Origin of the sequence: Stenotrophomonas indicatrix (genome assembly GCF_002750975.1) — a bacterium.
Classification (GTDB): domain Bacteria; phylum Pseudomonadota; class Gammaproteobacteria; order Xanthomonadales; family Xanthomonadaceae; genus Stenotrophomonas; species Stenotrophomonas indicatrix.
In genome coordinates this window covers 1,352,220-1,370,257 of sequence record NZ_PEJS01000001.1, presented here as the reverse complement: position 1 = coordinate 1,370,257, position 18,038 = coordinate 1,352,220, and the positions used below count along the sequence as shown (strand labels likewise).

The 18,038-nt window shown below is 66.7% G+C and carries 19 protein-coding genes; 8 read left to right on the top strand and 11 right to left on the bottom strand.

The annotated features are described in order from the left end of the window. Window positions 1-23: 23 nt before the first annotated feature. The 7 genes from CR918_RS06440 to CR918_RS06410 form a co-directional block, all read right to left on the bottom strand. Complete coding sequence (locus CR918_RS06440) at window positions 24-473, bottom strand: hypothetical protein (protein WP_032977865.1); 450 nt, start codon at window positions 471-473, stop codon at window positions 24-26. Then, window positions 424-672, bottom strand: a complete 249-nt coding sequence (locus CR918_RS06435) for an FAD assembly factor SdhE (RefSeq protein ID WP_025878816.1) — start codon at window positions 670-672, stop codon at window positions 424-426. The genes CR918_RS06440 and CR918_RS06435 overlap by 50 nt, the downstream gene beginning before the upstream one ends. A gap of 73 nt (window positions 673-745) precedes the next feature. Next, window positions 746-1,531 carry a succinate dehydrogenase iron-sulfur subunit gene (locus tag CR918_RS06430; RefSeq protein WP_025878815.1) on the bottom strand — a complete coding sequence of 262 codons (786 nt, stop codon included), beginning with the start codon at window positions 1,529-1,531 and terminating at the stop codon, window positions 746-748. A 66-nt stretch (window positions 1,532-1,597) separates the two neighbouring features. Next, a complete protein-coding gene (sdhA, locus tag CR918_RS06425) occupies window positions 1,598-3,388 on the bottom strand; it encodes a succinate dehydrogenase flavoprotein subunit (protein ID WP_025878814.1) in 1,791 nt (596 codons plus the stop codon). A gap of 31 nt (window positions 3,389-3,419) precedes the next feature. After that, window positions 3,420-3,806 carry a succinate dehydrogenase, hydrophobic membrane anchor protein gene (gene sdhD / locus CR918_RS06420; RefSeq protein WP_025878813.1) on the bottom strand — a complete coding sequence of 129 codons (387 nt, stop codon included), beginning with the start codon at window positions 3,804-3,806 and terminating at the stop codon, window positions 3,420-3,422. Further along, a complete protein-coding gene (sdhC, locus tag CR918_RS06415) occupies window positions 3,803-4,195 on the bottom strand; it encodes a succinate dehydrogenase, cytochrome b556 subunit (protein ID WP_025878812.1) in 393 nt (130 codons plus the stop codon). Before sdhC ends, sdhD begins: the two co-directional genes overlap by 4 nt. Window positions 4,196-4,251: 56 nt before the next feature. After that, a complete protein-coding gene (locus CR918_RS06410; protein ID WP_080149151.1) occupies window positions 4,252-4,425 on the bottom strand; it encodes a DUF1674 domain-containing protein in 174 nt (57 codons plus the stop codon). 39 nt (window positions 4,426-4,464) lie between these two features. On the opposite strand from CR918_RS06410, the gene ygfZ reads away from it, so the two are divergent. After that, window positions 4,465-5,340 (top strand): CAF17-like 4Fe-4S cluster assembly/insertion protein YgfZ, encoded by an 876-nt coding sequence (ygfZ, locus tag CR918_RS06405; protein WP_025878811.1) that lies wholly within the window; start codon window positions 4,465-4,467, stop codon window positions 5,338-5,340. A gap of 175 nt (window positions 5,341-5,515) precedes the next feature. Here the strand turns inward: ygfZ and CR918_RS06400 are convergent, their stop codons facing one another. Beyond that, the gene (locus tag CR918_RS06400) at window positions 5,516-6,598 is read right to left on the bottom strand and encodes an ABC transporter ATP-binding protein (protein ID WP_099842275.1); all 1,083 of its coding nucleotides are present in this window, start codon (window positions 6,596-6,598) and stop codon (window positions 5,516-5,518) included. Window positions 6,599-6,950: 352 nt separating this feature from the next. On the opposite strand from CR918_RS06400, the gene zwf reads away from it, so the two are divergent. From zwf to eda, 5 genes are all read left to right on the top strand, one after another. Continuing rightward, entirely contained in the window at window positions 6,951-8,387 is a 1,437-nt protein-coding gene (gene zwf / locus CR918_RS06395) for a glucose-6-phosphate dehydrogenase (protein WP_099842274.1), read from the top strand. Next, complete coding sequence (gene glk / locus CR918_RS06390; protein ID WP_025878808.1) at window positions 8,384-9,391, top strand: glucokinase; 1,008 nt, start codon at window positions 8,384-8,386, stop codon at window positions 9,389-9,391. Before zwf ends, glk begins: the two co-directional genes overlap by 4 nt. Beyond that, window positions 9,388-10,110: a 6-phosphogluconolactonase gene (gene pgl / locus CR918_RS06385; protein ID WP_025878807.1), complete on the top strand. Its 723-nt coding sequence runs from the start codon at window positions 9,388-9,390 to the stop codon at window positions 10,108-10,110. Before glk ends, pgl begins: the two co-directional genes overlap by 4 nt. 58 nt (window positions 10,111-10,168) lie before the next feature. Beyond that, window positions 10,169-12,085: a phosphogluconate dehydratase gene (edd, locus tag CR918_RS06380; protein WP_099842273.1), complete on the top strand. Its 1,917-nt coding sequence runs from the start codon at window positions 10,169-10,171 to the stop codon at window positions 12,083-12,085. Between the two features lie 237 nt (window positions 12,086-12,322). Then, the gene (gene eda, locus CR918_RS06375; protein WP_099842272.1) at window positions 12,323-12,982 is read left to right on the top strand and encodes a bifunctional 4-hydroxy-2-oxoglutarate aldolase/2-dehydro-3-deoxy-phosphogluconate aldolase; all 660 of its coding nucleotides are present in this window, start codon (window positions 12,323-12,325) and stop codon (window positions 12,980-12,982) included. Between the two features lie 283 nt (window positions 12,983-13,265). Here eda and CR918_RS06370 read toward each other — a convergent pair whose 3' ends face one another. The 3 genes from CR918_RS06370 to ispG all read right to left on the bottom strand — a co-directional run bounded on the left by CR918_RS06370 (window position 13,266) and on the right by ispG (window position 16,111). Then, window positions 13,266-13,913: a response regulator gene (locus CR918_RS06370; RefSeq protein WP_025878804.1), complete on the bottom strand. Its 648-nt coding sequence runs from the start codon at window positions 13,911-13,913 to the stop codon at window positions 13,266-13,268. Window positions 13,914-14,115: 202 nt separating this feature from the next. Continuing rightward, window positions 14,116-14,865: a phosphatase PAP2 family protein gene (locus tag CR918_RS06365; RefSeq protein WP_025878803.1), complete on the bottom strand. Its 750-nt coding sequence runs from the start codon at window positions 14,863-14,865 to the stop codon at window positions 14,116-14,118. Then, window positions 14,846-16,111, bottom strand: a complete 1,266-nt coding sequence (ispG, locus tag CR918_RS06360; RefSeq protein WP_025878802.1) for a flavodoxin-dependent (E)-4-hydroxy-3-methylbut-2-enyl-diphosphate synthase — start codon at window positions 16,109-16,111, stop codon at window positions 14,846-14,848. Before ispG ends, CR918_RS06365 begins: the two co-directional genes overlap by 20 nt. Window positions 16,112-16,225: 114 nt before the next feature. Between ispG and CR918_RS06355 the strand changes: the two genes are divergently transcribed. Both CR918_RS06355 and CR918_RS06350 read left to right on the top strand, forming a co-directional pair. After that, entirely contained in the window at window positions 16,226-17,446 is a 1,221-nt protein-coding gene (locus CR918_RS06355; protein ID WP_032952097.1) for an ATP-binding protein, read from the top strand. Further along, window positions 17,443-18,012: a response regulator transcription factor gene (locus CR918_RS06350; protein WP_032952096.1), complete on the top strand. Its 570-nt coding sequence runs from the start codon at window positions 17,443-17,445 to the stop codon at window positions 18,010-18,012. The genes CR918_RS06355 and CR918_RS06350 overlap by 4 nt, the downstream gene beginning before the upstream one ends. The last annotated feature ends 26 nt before the right edge of the window (window positions 18,013-18,038 follow it).

Below are 18,038 nucleotides of genomic sequence, written 5' to 3'. Positions count from 1 at the left end.
GCAGGCACGCCAGTCGATTCAGCCTATGGTGCCACCGACCGGGGCCGACGGGAAACGCTTCGTGCGGCCACGGCCAGTCGCAGTTCACGTCGTTGTGCGCGATCAAGCACGTCCGGCCAGAACAACAGGCGCCTGCGACGCCAGCCCTCCCGCCAGTGCAGCAGCAGCCAGGGCCCGCGCACCACCAGCCGCGGCTCGGCAATATCGCCGCCGTCCAGCCGCAGCAGCTCTGGCAGGGGCGGCAGCTGCAGCACGACAGGGCGCCGCCGCAGGCGCCAGGCCAGCTCAGCCAGGCCAAGCGCCCAGACCCCGATCAACGCCGGAAGCAGATGCGCGGATGGCAGATCCGAAGCATGCAGCAGCCACGGCGCGGCCAGCAGTACCGCCAGCTGGGCGCCGGCCTGCAGCCGCGACGGGCGCCACTCAAGGCTTGAGGGCGAGGATCCTGTGCATGAGGGGGACGGCGTGTGCATGCGGACAGGCCTCGTAGCCCATGAACCAGCGCCACAACTTATCGTCCTCGCAATCGAGCAGGAACAGGAAAACCTCGCGGTCTTCGGTCGGCGCACTGCTCCATTCGCGGTCCAGGTAGCGACCGAACAACTGGTCCAGTTCGCGCATGCCGCGCCGGCAGCGCCAGCGCAGCTTCTTCAGCAGGATTTCTTCATCCATTGTGTTTCTCCAGATACAGCAAAGCCACGCATGGCGTGGCTCTGCTGGGGTCATGCAACTACCCGGCACCGTATCAGGCGCGGCGTTCCATCATCAGCTTCTTGATCTCGGCGATCGCCAGCGCCGGGTTCAGGCCCTTCGGGCAGGTCCGGGCGCAGTTCATGATGGTGTGGCAGCGGTACAGCTTGAACGGATCTTCCAGATCGTCCAGGCGCGCACCGGTGTCCTCGTCGCGCGAATCGATGATCCAGCGGTAGGCCTGCAGCAGGATCGCCGGGCCCAGGTAACGCTCGCCGTTCCACCAGTAGCTCGGGCAGCTGGTCGAGCAGCACGCGCACAGGATGCACTCGTACAGGCCATCGAGCTTCTTGCGGTCTTCCGGCGACTGCAGGCGCTCACGGTCCGGCGGTGCCGGGGTCTGGGTGCGGATCCACGGCTTGATCGAGGCGTACTGCGCGTAGAAGTGGGTCAGGTCCGGAACCAGATCCTTGACCACGTTCATGTGCGGCAGCGGGTAGATCGGCACTTCCTTCTTGCCGCAGTCCGAGATGGCTCGGGTGCAGGCCAGGGTGTTGGTGCCGTCGATGTTCATCGCGCACGAACCGCAGATGCCTTCGCGGCACGAGCGCCGGAAGGTCAGGGTCGGGTCGATCTCGTTCTTGATCTTGATCAGCGCGTCCAGGACCATCGGGCCGCAGGCGTCCAGATCGACGTCATAGGTGTCGGTGCGCGGATTGCTGTCGTCGTCCGGACTCCAGCGGTAGATCTTGAAGGTGCGCACGTTCTTGCCGCCGGTCTTGGCGGGGAAGTGCTTGCCCTTCGTGATCTTGGAATTCTTGGGGAGTGAAAACTCGGCCATGGCTGCTCTCGTTGGCTCAGGCGGCCCGCGCCCGAGGGCGCGGATTGCATGTTAGGCGGGGTCGGATCAGTACACGCGCGGCTTCGGCGGCACCACGGACACGTCATCAGTCAACGTGTACATGTGCACCGGACGGTAGTCGAAGCTGCACTTGCCCTTCTCGTCCACGCTGACCAGGGTGTGCTTCTGCCAATTGACGTCGTCGCGGTCCGGGAAGTCCTCGTGCGCGTGTGCGCCGCGGCTTTCCTTGCGCTGCTCGGCCGAGTTGATCGTCGCCACTGCATTCAGCAGCAGGTTGTTCAGCTCGTAGGTCTCGATCAGGTCCGAGTTCCAGACCAGCGAACGGTCGGAGACCTTCACGTCCTGGAACGAATCGAAGATCTTGTCCATCTTCTCGCAGCCTTCCTTCAGCGTCTGGCTGGTACGGAAGACCGCCGCGTCGGCCTGCATGGTGCGCTGCATGCGATCGCGGATGACCGAAGTCGGGGTATCGCCGTTGGCGTGACGCAGCTTGTCCAGCAGGCCCAGCGCCTTGTCGCAGGCGTCGGCCGGCAGGGTCTTGTGCGCCGCGCCCGGGGTGATCGTCGCCGCGCAACGGTTGGCCACCGCACGCCCGAACACCACCAGGTCCAGCAGCGAATTCGAACCCAGGCGGTTGGCACCGTGCACCGAAACGCAGGCGGCTTCGCCGATGGCGTACAGGCCCGGCACGACCGCATCGGGGTTCTCGCCGTCCTTGCGCACCACTTCACCGTGGTAGTTGGTCGGGATGCCGCCCATGTTGTAGTGCACGGTCGGAATCACCGGGATCGGCTGCTTGTGCACGTCGACGCCGGCGAAGATGCGCGCGCTCTCGGCGATGCCCGGCAGCTTGTCGTCGATCACGCCCGGGCCGAGGTGGGTCAGGTCGAGCAGGATGTGGTCCTTGTGCTCGCCCACGCCACGGCCTTCGCGGATCTCGATGGTCATCGAACGGCTGACCACGTCGCGCGAAGCCAGGTCCTTGTAGTGCGGTGCGTAACGCTCCATGAAGCGCTCGCCGCTGCTGTTGCGCAGGATGCCGCCTTCACCGCGGACACCCTCGGTGATCAGGCAGCCGGCGCCGTAGATGCCGGTCGGATGGAACTGCACGAACTCCATGTCCTGCATGGCGATGCCGGCGCGCATGGCCAGGCCGCCACCGTCGCCGGTGCAGGTGTGCGCCGAGGTGGCGCTGAAGTAGGCGCGGCCGTAGCCGCCGGTGGCCAGCACCACGCCCTGGGCGCGGAACAGGTGCAGCGTGCCGTCGGACATGTCCAGCGCCAGCACACCACGGCAGGCACCTTCGTCATCGAAGATCAGGTCGAGTGCGAAGTACTCGATCATGAAGCGTGCGTCGTGCTTCAGCGACTGCTGGTACAGCGTGTGCAGCATCGCGTGGCCGGTACGGTCGGCCGCCGCGCAGGTACGCTGCGCCGCCGGGCCTTCGCCGTACTGGGTGGTCATGCCACCGAACGGACGCTGGTAGATCTTGCCCTCGGCGGTGCGGCTGAACGGCACCCCGTAGTGCTCGAGCTCGATGATCGCCGGAATCGCTTCACGGCACATGTACTCGATGGCGTCCTGGTCGCCCAGCCAGTCCGAACCCTTGATGGTGTCGAAGAAGTGGTAACGCCAGTCGTCCTCGCCCATGTTGCCGAGCGCGGCGGAGATACCGCCCTGGGCGGCAACGGTGTGCGAACGGGTCGGGAAGACCTTGGTCAGGCACACGGTCTGCAGGCCCTTGGCGGCCAGGCCGAACGTGGCACGCAGGCCGGCGCCGCCGGCGCCCACCACGACCATGTCGTACTTGTGTTCGGTAATCTTGTAAGCGGACATCTAGTCTGGATTCCTGTCTTGGCGCCTGGGCTCAGGCAACGCCGAGGGCGATGCGGCCCACCGCAAACACACTGACGATCATGCCGAGCACGGCAACGAACTTCACCGCGGTCTGCAGCACCAGGGCCAGCAGCGATTCGTGGATGTAGTCCTCCAGCACGACCTGCAGGCCGAGCTGGGCATGCCAGAACATGGCGATCAGCAGGCCGATCAGCGGAACGGCGTTCCACGGCTTGGCGATCGCGGCGGTGGCGGTCACGTAATCCGAGCCCAGCAGGCCCAGCACGAACACCAGGAACCAGATGCCCAGCACCACCAGCGCGGCGGCGGTCAGGCGCTGATGCACGAAGTGCTCGGTGCCGGTCTTGGCCGAACCGAGACCGCGCACGCCCTTCAACGGGGTACGGAACTTGCTCATGCGGCACCTCCGAACAGCACATAGGCCCACACGGCCAGGGTGATCAGCAGGCTGCCGATCACCGACATCCAGCTGCTGCGGATGAAGGTGGCAATGCGGAATCCGATCGCGAAGTCCTGCACGATATGGCGGATGCCATTGCACAGGTGATAGGCGAACGACCATGTCCACGCGAACAGGAACACGCGGCCATACCAGGCCCCGGCATGGCCGGTGAAGCAGTTCCAGGATTCGGGCCCCATCATCAGAGCCAACAGGCCTCCGGCGATGATGAGGGCACCAACAGACAGAAAGACGCCAGTGGCTCGATGCAGGATCGAGGTGGCCATCTGAATCTGCCAGCGATACACCTGAAGGTGCGGAGAAAGGGGACGTTGTCTGGTCGCCATTCGCTGGGCTCGTTGTCTCGGCTGGGCGGCATAAGGCCGCGTTGGCTCAATGCTGATCAAAAATCGATGCAGCGTCCGTTTTTTTCCCAATCGCCATACCGCACCGGATCAAGTCCGCCGCGGCCACCGAATTCCTCTTCCACCTCTGGTTGTTCCACGGGCACAGGGACCGGGGGAACCAGCGGGGCTTCAGCTTCGGCGTCGGGAGTGGGGGTTGTTTGGCCTATCATGATGGGTCTCGCAACGCACAAATTTTAGACCTCGTTCACGTGCCTGACAACCTTCCCCCTGCTTTCGTCGCATATCCGCGCCTGCCCGGCCATCAATTGCTGAGCCTGCAGGGCGTGGATGCAGTGGCTTTTGCCCATGCCCAGTTCAGCAGCGACGTGACCGCCCTGCCCCTGCTGCACTGGCAGTGGAGCGCGTGGCTGAGCGCCAAAGGCCGCACCCTGGCGGTGTTCCAGCTGCTGCGGCTGGCCGATGACCATGTGCTGCTGGTGCTCGCCGACGGTGATGCCGATGCGATTGCGTCGCAACTGCAGCGCTTCGTGTTCCGCCGCAAAGTGAAACTGCAGGTGCATGCGGACCTGGCCGTGGCCGGTGCCTTTACTGCGCCGGAAGCCGCCGCTGGCGCCGCCATCGCGCTGGTCGGCAGTCAGGGTTGGGAGCTGGATCTGGGCAGCGACGCACTTCCCCGTACGCTGCGCATCGGCCCGGTCGAGGCCTTCCCGGCCAGCGACGAAGCCGAAGATGCCGCCTTCGCCCTGGCCTGGCGCCAGGCCGACCTGCGCTTTGGCCTGCCACGCTTGGCAGAGAGCCAGCGCGAGGTGTGGACCCCGCAGCAGCTGGGTCTGGACCGCCTCAACGGCTACAGCGTGAAGAAGGGCTGCTACCCCGGCCAGGAAATCGTCGCGCGCACCCATTTCCTCGGCAAGGCCAAGCGCGCGGTGCAGCTGCTGCATACCGCTGCACCTGCGCAGGCAGGCGATGGCGTGCAGCAGGACGGGGTCGCGCTCGGCACCCTGGCCAGCGTGGCCGGCGATCTGGCACTGGCTGTGCTGCCGCTGGAGACCGGCGACAGCGAACTGCAGGTGGGCAACGCGGTCGCGCAGCGGATGCCGCTGCTGGACGGCCTGGCGCGCTGAGGCGCCGATCCGGCATTTCATCCACGCATGTCATCCACGCATGGCGTGGATCTACTGGGGATCACGGTGGGTGCGGACCGTTGGTCCGCACGCCTTCGGCGAAGGAAGGTAGTGCCGGCCACTGGCCGGCAACCAGGCCGGGTTGAGGTTGCCGGCCAGCGGCCGGCACTACCGGTTACAGGCGCTCGCCGGTTTCCGGGTTGAAGAAATGCAGGCCCTGCGGATGGATCGCCACCCGGATGTCCTCGCCCACGCCCGGCAGCGACTGCGGCGCCACGCGCATGGTCAGCGCGTGCTGGCCGCTGCTCATGTTGACGAAGATCTCGTTGCCGACCGGCTCGATGCCTTCGATGCGCGCGGTGAACGCATGCGTGTCTTCGCTATCTGCCGGCTGCAGGTGCTCGGGACGCACGCCCACGGCGATCGGCTTCTGCAGCCACGCCGGATCGATCGTCGCCTGCCCCAACGGGGCACGCCACTGGCCATCGACCACGGTCACGCCACCAGCGTCGCCCTGCAGCGTGCCGCGCAGCACGTTCATCGCCGGGCTGCCGAGGAAGCCGGCCACGAACAGGTTGGCCGGGCGGTCGTACAGCGCCATCGGCGTATCGATCTGCTGGATGATGCCGTCCTTCAGCACCACGATGCGCTGGCCCAGGGTCATCGCCTCGACCTGATCGTGGGTCACGTAGATCATGGTGGTGCCCAGCTTGCGGTGCAGCTGCGCGATCTCGGTGCGCACGCTGTGGCGCAGCTTGGCATCCAGGTTGGACAGCGGCTCGTCGAGCAGGAACACCGCCGGCTCACGCACCAGCGCACGGCCCAGGGCAACACGCTGGCGCTGGCCACCGGACATCGCCTTGGGCAGCTTGTCCATCATGTCGGTCAGGCCCAGCGTCTGCGCGGCTTCGCTGATGCGCTTGTCGATGGTCGCCTTGTCGTGCCCGCGCAGCTTCAGACCGAAGGCCAGGTTCTCGGCCACGGTCATGTGCGGATACAGCGCGTAACTCTGGAACACCATCGCGATGTCGCGATCCTTCGGCGCCACGTCGTTGACCACGCGATCACCGATGGTCAACGTGCCGCCGCTGATCTCTTCCAGCCCGGCCACCATCCGCAACAGGGTCGACTTGCCACACCCCGACGGACCGACTAGCACCATCAACTCGCCGTCGGCGACCTCGAAGGTGGCGTCCTTCACTGCAACCTGGCCGTTGTCGTAGACCTTGCGCACACCCTGCAACTGCACTTTTGCCATTTCACTCATCCAGTCCGCCCGACGCCGGGCTGTCTTTTGGGACTGCCTCGGCCCTCCCGATGGCAGTGATGATTGCGCGGTTGCCGCATGACGGCGACCACTGCAATCGAATACAGTTGCCCATTCTGCCATGTAAACGTTTTCACGTGGCACTATCCGACAGTCGGTGCGCGCCGACCTGCATCGTCGACCGAACGAAGGGTTGCCGCTGTAGTGGTTTCGATTGGAACGGTGCTCCGCCAACCCGGAAAACCGATCCAGATGAGCCTCGGACAGGCAGTTGCGCGGATGTCCCCCGAACCCAGCCATGAAGCGATTGACAACGATGTCACCCGGATCTGAAACTCGAGCGATGCACGACACACTCTTCCTGTTTGGTGCCACAGGTGATCTGGCCCAGCGCTACCTGTTCCCTTCGCTGCTGCGCCTGCTCGGCGACGGCCTGCTGCCGGAGGATTTCCGCATCCGTGCGCTGGCCCTGTCGGGCCACGACACCGAAGCCTTCCATGACATCCTGCGCCCGCGCCTGCAGCAGGCGATGCCGATGGCCAGCCAGGGGGACATCGCCTCCCTGCTGCGCCGCATCGACTACCGCTCGGTGGACCTGCGCGACGTCGACTCGGTCGCCGCTGCCGTGTCCGACCTGGTCGACCGCCGCTGCGTGAGCTACCTGGCGATCCCGCCGGGCCTGTACATCTCCACCTGCGAGGGCCTGGCCAAGGGCGGCGCGCTGGCCGCACCCGCGCGCCTGATGCTGGAGAAGCCGATCGGCAGCGACAGCGAAAGCGCCGAGGAGATCATCACCACCATCGGCCAGTGGATCGACGAAGACCGCGTGTTCCGCCTCGATCACTACCTGGGCAAGGCGGCGGTACAGAACCTGATCGCGCTGCGCTTCGGCAACACGCTGCTGGAAGCGGTGTGGAACCGCAATTACATCGAATCGGTGCACATCCTGGTCGCCGAAAGCGAAGGCGTGGATGGCCGCGATGCCTACTACGCGCGCTCCGGCGCCCTGCGCGACATGGTGCAGAGCCACATCCTGCAGCTGCTGTGCATGGTGGCGATGGAGCCGCCGGCGTCGCTGGAAGCCGACCGCATCCGCGATGAGAAGGTCAAGGTGCTGCGCGCACTGCGCCCGCTGGATGCCAAGCACGCCGCGCGTGACAGCGTGCGCGGCCGCTATACCGCCGGCAGCATCAACGGCCAGCCCGCACAGGCCTACCAGCCGCCGGAAGGCAGCGACGTGGAGACCTTCGCCGGTGTCACCGCGCACATCGACAACTGGCGCTGGAGCGGGGTGCCGTTCCACCTGGTCACCGGCAAGCGCCTGCCCGAGCGCACCACCCGCGTGGTGGTGACCCTCAAGCCGGTCACGCATTGGTTGTTCGAGCGTCCGCAGCGTGCGCAGGCCGCACCGAACCGCCTGGTGTTCCAGCTGCAGCCGCAGGAGAACATCGAACTGGGCCTGATGAGCAGCCTGGCCGGGCCGGAATGGGGCGCGCTGGAACTGCAGCCGCTGGAGCTGGAGCTGTCGGTGCCGACCGGCCTGCATCGCCGTATCGCCTACGAGCGCCTGTTCCTGGACGCGTTCAACGGCAACCACACCCTGTTCGTGCGCGATGACGAAGTGCGTGCCGCCTGGGCCTGGATCGACAGCGTTGCCGATGCCTGGAAGGCGGCCAACCTGCCGCTGGAACCCTACCCTGCCGGCCAGTGGGGCCCGGCCAACGCGGTCGACTTCCTGCCGCAGGGCGTGGATGCGCCAGATAGCGGAGCGTCGGAATGAGTGCCAGCTCGCAGCCCGTGCTGGTCGCCGACATCGGTGGTACCAATGCCCGCTTCGCCCTTGCCGACACCTCGCAGGACGCCCCGCTGCTGAAAGAGAGCATCCGCGAGTACGCCGTGGCGGAGTTCCCGTCGCTGGGTGATGCCGCGCGCCACCATCTGGAGCAGATCGGTGCCACCGCAAGCCGTGGCGTGTTCGCAGTCGCCGGTCGTGTCGATGGTGACGAAGCCCGCATCACCAACCATCCGTGGGTGATCTCGCGCAGCCGCACGGCCGCGATGCTTGGTTTCAACGAACTGCACCTGATCAACGACTTCGCCGCGCAGGCGATGGCGATTTCGCTGCTGCAACCCGATGACGTGGTCCAGGTCGGCGGTGCCGCCTGGGTTCCGGGCAAGCCGGGTCAGCCGCGCAACTACGCAGTGATCGGCCCAGGTACTGGCCTCGGCGTCGGCGGCCTGATCCTTCGCCACGGCCGCTGTTACCCGCTGGAAACCGAGGGCGGCCATGTCAGCTTCCCGCCGGGAACGCCGGAAGAGATCCGCATCCTGGAGATCCTGTCCGAGCAGTTCGGGCGTGTCTCCAACGAGCGGCTGATCTGCGGCCCCGGCCTGGTCAACATCCATCGCGCAATCTGCGAGATGGCGGGTATCGACCCGGGCCAACTGCAACCGGTGGACGTGACCGCCCGCGCCCTGCACGGCGATCCACAGGCGATGCGTACCGTGGATGTGTTCTGCGCGGTGTTCGGCGCCATTGCCGGTGATCTGGTGCTGACCCAGGGCGCCTGGGATGGTGTGTTCCTGACCGGTGGGCTGACTCCGAAGATGCTCGATTCATTGCAGCACTCCGGTTTCCGCCAGCGCTTCGAACACAAGGGCCGGTTCTCTTCGATCATGGCGCGGGTGCCATCGCTGGCCGTGATGCATCCCCACGCCGGACTGCTGGGCGCCGCTGCCTATGCTGCCGACGCCGAACGTGACGCACCAGGAGTTGCCGCATGACCCCCATCTTCCAGGACGACCGTATCGACTTCATCAACCATGGCGATGCCGATGGCTGGATCGAAGCGGTTGCAGCCGAAATGGCGCAGGCGATCAACCACGACATCACCGAACTGGGCCGCGCACGCATCCTGCTGTCCGGCGGTACTACGCCGGCCCCGGTATACCAGGCGCTGGCCGAGCTGGACGTGCATTGGGACCGCGTTGAAGTGAGCCTGGCCGACGAGCGCTGGTTGTCGCCGCAGGATCGCGACAGCAATGCATGGCTGGTGCGCGAGAACCTGCTCACACGTGCCGAAGGTGCGCACTTCGATCCGCTGGTGCGGATCGGCAAGCCGCTGCCCGAATGCGTGTACACCGCCAACCTGCAGGCCCAGCACAGCCAGGCGCCAAGCCTGGTCGCACTGGGCATGGGCAACGACGGCCATACCGCCTCGCTGTTCCCGGGCTCGAAGGACCTGACCCGCGCGCTGGAAAGCACCCTGCCGTACGCCGCGCTGGATGCCACCGGATGCCCCGGTGCCAACCAGTGGCCGCTGCGCATCACCCTGACCCCGCGCGGCCTGGCCCAGTGCCGCCAGCGTCTGCTGCTGCTGCGCGGCAAGCAGAAGCTGCAGGTGCTGCGCCAGGCATTGGACAGCAACGACCCGCAGCAGTATCCGATCCTCAACGCGATCAACCTGGAAGGCGCGCGCCTGCGCGTCCACTGGGCTGATTGATGTCGGCGGCGGCGCCTTGCTGCCGCTTGCCTCTCGCCACCTCGAACGCCGGTAGCCAATGAGCCTCCATCCGCAACTGCAAGCCATCACTGAGCGCGTCATCCGCCGCAGCGCCGCTTCGCGCGCCGCCTATCTGGCAGCGATCGACGCCTCCCTGCGCGATGGCCCGTTCCGCAGCCGCCTCAGCTGCGGCAACCTCGCCCACGGTTTCGCCGCCTGTGGTGGCACCGACAAGAGCCGCCTGCGCGGCGGCGTGACGGCCAACCTGGGCATCATCACCGCCTACAACGACATGCTGTCGGCGCACCAGCCGTTCGAGACCTATCCCGAACAGATCCGTGCGGTGGCCCGCGAACTGGGCGCGACGGCACAGGTTGCCGGCGCTGTGCCGGCGATGTGCGACGGCGTCACCCAGGGCCGTGGCGGCATGGAGCTGTCGCTGTTCTCGCGCGATGTCATTGCCCAGGCCACTGCGATCGGGCTCAGCCACGACATGTTCGATACCACCGTGTACCTCGGTGTGTGCGACAAGATCGTGCCGGGCCTGCTGATCGGCGCCCTCGCCTTCGGCCATCTTCCGGCGGTGTTCGTGCCGGCCGGCCCGATGACGCCGGGCATTCCCAACAAGCAGAAGGCCGAAGTGCGCGAGCGCTACGCCGCCGGCGAAGCCACCCGCGAAGAACTGCTGGAAGCCGAATCGGCGTCCTACCACGGCGCAGGCACCTGCACCTTCTACGGCACCGCCAATTCCAACCAGGTGCTGCTGGAAGCGATGGGCGTGCAGCTGCCGGGCGCATCGTTCGTCAATCCGGACACAGCGCTTCGCGATGCACTGACCCGCGAAGCCACCGAGCGCGCACTGGACATCACCGCGCTGGGCGACGACTTCCGTCCGCTGGGCCGGATCATCGACGAGCGCGCGATCATCAACGCGATCATCGCGCTGATGGCCACCGGCGGCTCGACCAACCACACCATCCACTGGATCGCGGTGGCACGTGCGGCCGGCATCGTGCTGACCTGGGACGACTTCGACGAGCTGTCGCAGCTGATCCCGCTGCTGGCGCGCGTCTATCCGAACGGCGAAGCCGACGTGAACCGCTTCGCTGCAGCGGGTGGCCCGGCGTTCGTGTTCGGTGAACTGATCAAGGCCGGCCTGATGCATGGCGACCTGGTCAGCGTTGCCCGTGGCGGCATGGCCGACTACGCGCGCGAGCCGCAGCTGCGCGATGGCAAGCTGGTGTACCTGCCGGGCCTGGAACGCAGCGCCGATGAAGAAGTGGTGCGCGGTGTCGACAACCCGTTCGAGAGCCAGGGCGGCCTGCGCCTGCTGCGCGGCAACCTCGGCAAGTCGCTGATCAAATTGTCGGCAGTGAAGCCGCAGTACCGCACCATCGAAGCGCCGGCCGTGGTGGTTGATGCGCCGCAGGTGCTGAACAAGCTGCACGCCGGCGGCCTGCTGCCCGAGCATTTCGTGGCGGTGGTGCGTTACCAGGGGCCGCGTGCGAACGGCATGCCGGAACTGCATTCGCTGGCGCCGCTGCTGGGCCTGCTGCAGAACCAGGGCCGGCGTGTGGCGCTGGTCACCGATGGTCGCCTGTCTGGTGCGTCGGGCAAGATTCCCGCCGCCATCCACGTGACGCCGGAAGCTGCACGCGGTGGTCCGCTGGGCAAGGTGCGCGAGGGCGACATCATCCGCCTGGATGGTGAGGCCGGCACGCTTGAAGTGCTGGTGGACGCAGCCGAATGGGCCGCGCGTACACATGCGCCGAATACGGCGCCGGCCGCCAATGACCTGGGCCGCAACCTGTTCGCGATCAACCGGCGCGTGGTGGGTCCGGCCGATCAGGGCGCGATCTCGATTTCGTGTGGTCCGGCGGCGGCTGACGGTGGGCCGTGGGACTACGACGCGGAGTATGAGCTGGGGCACGATGCTGCTGCGGCGGCGGCGCCGCATGAGACGAAGGACGCCTGAGGGATTGAAGCGCGTTGCGGGTATGTGGCGGCGGTTGGTTTCCAGGGGGCGGCGAAGGGCAGGCCGTCGCCAGGACACGCCGTAAATACATCCCTGTAGGCTCGATCGCGCCATCCATGGCGCGAACGGTCCTGGCGACGCCCTGCCCTCCGCCGCATCACAGTTTCCGGCGCCGATACGCCGCGAAGTGATCATTGAAAGCACAACTAGAGCGAAAGCAAAGGCAGAAGCAGAGCTATGGGTATCGAACAACATCAGGTGCGGGCGGCGGAGCTGTTGCATGCGGCCGGCATCCTGCCGGTGGTGACGATTCATACGCTGGACCAGGCACGTGCGGTCAGCGCGGCGCTGCTGGAAGGCGGATTGCCGGCGATCGAGCTGACGCTGCGTACGCCGGTGGCGATGGAAGCGCTGGCGATGCTCAAGCGTGAGCTGCCGGATGTGGTGGTCGGCGCCGGTACGGTGCTGACGGTGGAGCAGATGCAGCAGTCGATCGATGCGGGCGCCGATTTCCTGGTGACCCCGGGCACGCCGCCGGGGCTGGCCGATGCGTTGGCTGCGGCACCGCTGCCGGTGGTACCGGGTGCGGCGACGCCGACCGAACTGCTGGCGCTCTACGCGCGCGGTTTCCGCGTGTGCAAGCTGTTCCCGGCCACGGCCGTGGGCGGCCTGGCGATGATCAAGGGCGTAGCCGGCCCGATCGCCGACCTCAAGCTGTGCCCGACCGGTGGCATCACCGAGAACACCGCCGCCGAGTACCTGGAGCAGAAGAACGTGGTCTGCATCGGTGGCTCGTGGATGGTGCCGGGCAGCTGGATCGAGGCCGGCCAGTGGGACAAGGTGCGCGAAAGCGCCGCGCAGGCCGCGAAGATCGTCAAGCGCGTACGCGGCAACTGACGCACTGCGGGGTCAGAGCCCTTTCCCGCCGGGAAAGGGATCCGCCCCAAGCGCGCAAAGCGCGCGACCCGCTCCTTCCGTTCCCTTCTTCATTCTGCGGTGGCAGCGCACGGAACCTGTCCGTGGCCCTGCGGAGGGATCGCGCAGGGGCGTAAGCGCCATGGATGGCGCGCCCGAGCCTCCAGGGATGGATTCACGGCGTCCCCTGCGCGATCCCTCCGCAGGGCCAACCCCACGAACTCCGTCCCACCACCGCGAGGGGCTCAGCCGTTGGCTGAAATCCTTACAGCGGCCGTGCCGGATCCACCAGCCCGTACTGGCTGGCCATCCGCGCCAACGCGATGTTGTCGTGGATTCCCATCTTCTCGAACAACCGCGCCTTGTGCGTGTTGACCGTCTTCGCGCTCAGGCTCAGACGACGGGCGATATCTTCCTGGCGCAGGCCCTGGGTCAGCAGCAATGCCACTTCCAGCTCACGCGGCGACAGGTTGTCGAACGGCGAGCCGTTGCCTTCCACGGTGGACAACGCCAGGTTCTGCGCGATGCTCGTGCCCAGGTAGCGCCGTCCGGCAGCTACGTCGCGCACCGCACGCAGCAGTTCCTGCGCATCGCAGCCCTTGCCGATGTAACCGGCGGCGCCGGCCTCGAGCAGGCGCTTGGGCAGCGGACCGTCTTCCAGCACCGACACGATCACCACCCGCGTGCTGCGGTGGCCACGGACGATGCGCTCGGTTACTTCCATCCCGCTCACGCCGGGCAGGTGCAGATCACACAGCACCACGTCCGGTTGCAGCTGGCGGATCGCGGGCAGCGCGTCTTCGCCCGTTTCGGCCTCGCCCACCACTTCAATGTCGGTTTCACTCGACAGTATCATTTTCATCCCGGTGCGGACCAACGCATGGTCATCCACCAGGTAGACTCGAATCGTCATTCACGTACCTCTTCGAATGCGGCCAATACGGGTCAACCTAGGCAGGAGCACCTGACCACTGCAAGCGCGGATGTTGCGCAATTCCGGCGTTCTGCCTTGCGCATCACATTCTTCACGCACTGATCGTGCCCCTTGCCCTGCAGAACCCGTTACAACGAAACAACCCGTCCCTCAGGTAGACGCCCTTGGGAGGGCATCCACGTCACTCCCCTTGCGTGATCGCTTCGCTGGCCGTCGCTGGCGGCGAACCGTGCCGTCGCCATGGATGACGGCGGCTGAACATGACCAGATAGCACCCTACCACCCAAACCAGCGCGGCACACCACCCGGCGAGGATGTCGGAGGGGTAATGCACCCCCAGATAGACCCGGGAAACGCTTACCAGCAGGCTGAACGACGGCGCCAGCAGCAGTACCGGCCAGCGCCAGCGGGTATTCCAGGCCAGCAGCACCAGGGTGACCGCCAGGGTCATCGAGCCCATCGCGTGGCCACTGGGGAAACTGAACGTGGATTCCGGCGCGATCGATTCCCACAGGCTGGGCCGGTCACGCTGGAAGAAGTGCTTGCTGCCCATGTTGAGCAGCGCCGACCCTACGAAGCTCACGGCCACGAAGGTCGCTTCACGCCAACGCCGGTGCCAGGCCAGTGCACCGACAATCAGCACATCGGCCGGGATCAGGAACCACTCGTAGCCCAGCTTCGACAGCAGCACGAACACATGGTCCAGCCACGGCGAATGCAGGCCGTGCATCTGCCACAGCAGCGGCGCATCGAAATGGAAGGATTCGAACTCGTGCACCTCGTCGGCCAGGGCGACGAATCCGGCCAGCGGCAGCAGCACGCCGGCAAACAGCAGCAGCAGCCGCCAAGCATTGCGCGCCATCCAGTGGCGGAAGCCGGAGGCGGGCTCCGGTGCAGCGAGGATCGTCGGCTTACCCGGCGCTTCGGACATAGGTGCGTTCAACGTAATCATCGATCAGGGCGACGAATTCCTGGGCGATGTTCTCGCCACGCAGGGTCACCTTCTTCTCGCCATCGACGAACACCGGTGCCGACGGTGCTTCACCGGTGCCCGGCAGCGAGATGCCGATGTTGGCATGCCGCGACTCACCCGGCCCGTTAACCACGCAGCCCATCACCGCCAGGGTCATGTTCTCCGCACCCGGGTGCTGGATCTTCCACAGCGGCATCTTTTCGCGCACGTGGTTCTGCACCACCTTGGCCAGCTCCTGGAAGAATTCCGAGGTGGTACGGCCGCAGCCCGGGCACGCCGTGACCAGCGGAGTGAAGGCGCGCTGGCCGGTGGTCTGCAGCAGTTCCTGGGCGACGATCACTTCCTGCGTGCGCGACTGGCCCGGTTCGGGCGTCAGCGAAATGCGGATGGTGTCGCCGATGCCTTCCTGCAGCAGCACGCTGAGCGCCGCCGCCGAGGCGACGATGCCCTTGCTGCCGATACCGGCTTCGGTCAGACCCAGATGCAGGGCGAAGTCCGAACGCTGGGCCAGGTCGCGGTAGACCGCGATCAGCTCCTGCACGCCGCTGACCTTGGCCGACAGGATGATGCGATCGCGCGGCAACCCCAGCTCGACGGCCTGCTCGGCCGAATCCAGTGCCGAACGGATCAGCGCCTCGCGCAGCACGCGGCCGGCGTCCCAGGGCTGTTCGCGGTGGTTGTTCTCGTCCATCAGCTTGGCCGCCAGGGCCTGGTCCAGCGAGCCCCAGTTGGCGCCGATGCGCACCGGCTTGTTGTAGCGGATGGCGAACTCGATCAGCTGCGCGAACTGCAGGTCCTTCTTCTTGCCGAAGCCTACGTTGCCCGGGTTGATGCGGTACTTGGCCAGTGCTTCGGCGCAGGCCGGCTCGGCCGTCAGCAGCTGGTGGCCGTTGTAGTGGAAGTCGCCGATCAGCGGTACGTCGATGCCCATCATCGCCAGCTTGTCGACGATGCGCGGGATCGCCGCGGCCGCTTCGACCGTGTTGACGGTCAGGCGCACCATTTCCGAGCCGGCACGCCAGAGCTCAGCGACCTGCTTGACGCTGGACGCCACATCGGACGTGTCGGTATTGGTCATCGACTGCACCACGACCGGCTTGCCACCGCCCACGGTGACTCCACCGATCTGGACCGCTTGGGTCAGGCGACGGGGCCAGGAAGTGGCATCGGAGGGGGCTGTAGGGCGGGTGACGGCGTCATGCATGCGGGCATTCTAACGCCCGCCCCGACCTTCCGGGTGTGTCGCATTCAGGCGACAGTCCGGCTGCGGCCGATTGTCGCAGGCAGCCGTCCCCGCGAACGCATACGATGGGCGCGAATGACCGGTCCCGACGCCCCGTTTCTCCGAACCCTGTGCAGCCTGCGCTGGTTGGCCGTGGCTGGCCAGGCGGCCACCATCCTGGTTGCGACCTGGGTGCTGGGACTGCCCTTGCCGCAACTGCCGCTGTGGTCGGGCGTTGCCGTGCTCGCCGTATTCAACCTGTATACGCAGCTGCGCCCGGAGCCGGCCGATACCGCGCCGCTGACCGCCTTCGGCCACATCCTGGTGGACGTGATCATCCTCACATGGATGGTCAGCTGGAGCGGCGGCATCGCCAATCCGTTCGGCTCGCTGTTCCTGATCCTGATCGCCCTGGCGGCCTTCGCCCTGCCCCTGCGCTGGGCCCTGGCCGTGGCCAGCGCCTGCCTGCTGGGCTACGCCGCCAGCGGACTGTTCGGGCAACCGCTGCCGGCGGGCTATTTCAACGCACTGGACCTCAATCGCTGGGGCGTGATCGCCACCTTCCTGCTGTCCGCTGCGGTCGTACTGATCTTCTCTACCCGGCTGGCGATCGCGCTGCGCGAGCGCGAGCTGGAACTGTCGGCACTGCGCGAACGCTTCGCGCGCAACGAGGGCATCGTCGCCCTGGCCACGCATGCAGCCTCGGTGGCGCATGAACTGAACACGCCGCTGGCGACGATGACCCTGCTCGCCGACGACGTGGCCGAACGCAGCGAAGAACCGGAAGTGCGCGAGGACATGGAAACCCTGCGCGAACTGCTGGTGCAGTGCCGGGAGCGCGTGCTGGCCCTGGCCGCCCCGGCCTCCAATGACGGCCCCGGGCGCGCCCACTCCACGGCCCAGCAGGTGCTGGAGCAATGGCGGCTGGTGCGCCCGACCATCGACCTGCATCGCAACGACGACGCACCCCTGCGCCTGCCGCTGGACCCGGGCGTCGGCCACCTGCTGATGGTGCTGCTGAACAACGCGGCCGATGCCGGCGAGCAGGCCGGCCGACCGCGCGTCGATCTCAGCCTGCGCATCGAAGGCGACGACCTGATCGGCGAAGTGCGCGACTACGGCCATGGCTTCAACGCCCGCGCCGCCGTGCTGCCGGGCAAGCTGTTCGGCAGCAGCAAGAGTGAAGGCATGGGCGTCGGTCTTGCCCTGTCCCATGCCACCATCGAACGCCTGGACGGCGAGATGTGGATGCGCCCGGCCCAAGGGGCCGGTAGCCGCGTCGGCTTCCGCCTGCCGTTGGCCCCCCGCGAGGAATGACCATGACTGCTTCCACCCTTGGCCTGCTGGTCGACGACGACGAACTCTACCTGCGCACCCTGCAGCGCAGCCTGGCCCGCAAAGGGCTGGAGACGCAGACCGCACAGGATGCCGCCAGCGCGCTGGCACTGGCCCGCCAGCATCCGCCGGCGTTCGCGCTGATCGACCTGAAGCTGGGCAGCGATTCCGGGCTGGCCCTGATACAGCCGTTGCGCGCGCTGCGCGCAGACATGCGGATCCTGCTGGTGACCGGCTATGCCAGCATCGCCACCGCAGTGGAGGCGATCAAGCTGGGCGCCGACGACTACCTGCCGAAGCCATCGACGGTGCCGATGATCCTGCGTGCGCTGGGCGAGGAAGACGATGGCCCCGCCGATGACGGCGAGATGGAAGTGCCTGATGCGATGACCCCGATCAGCCGCCTGCAGTGGGAACACATCCAGCAGGCGATGCATGAAACCGGCGGCAATGTGTCGGCGGCCGCGCGGCTGCTCGGCATGCACCGGCGTTCGCTGCAGCGCAAGCTGGCCAAGCGGCCGAGCCCGGAACGCGATCCGAGCCGGTGATGCGTCGTCGTATTCGCCGGGCATGG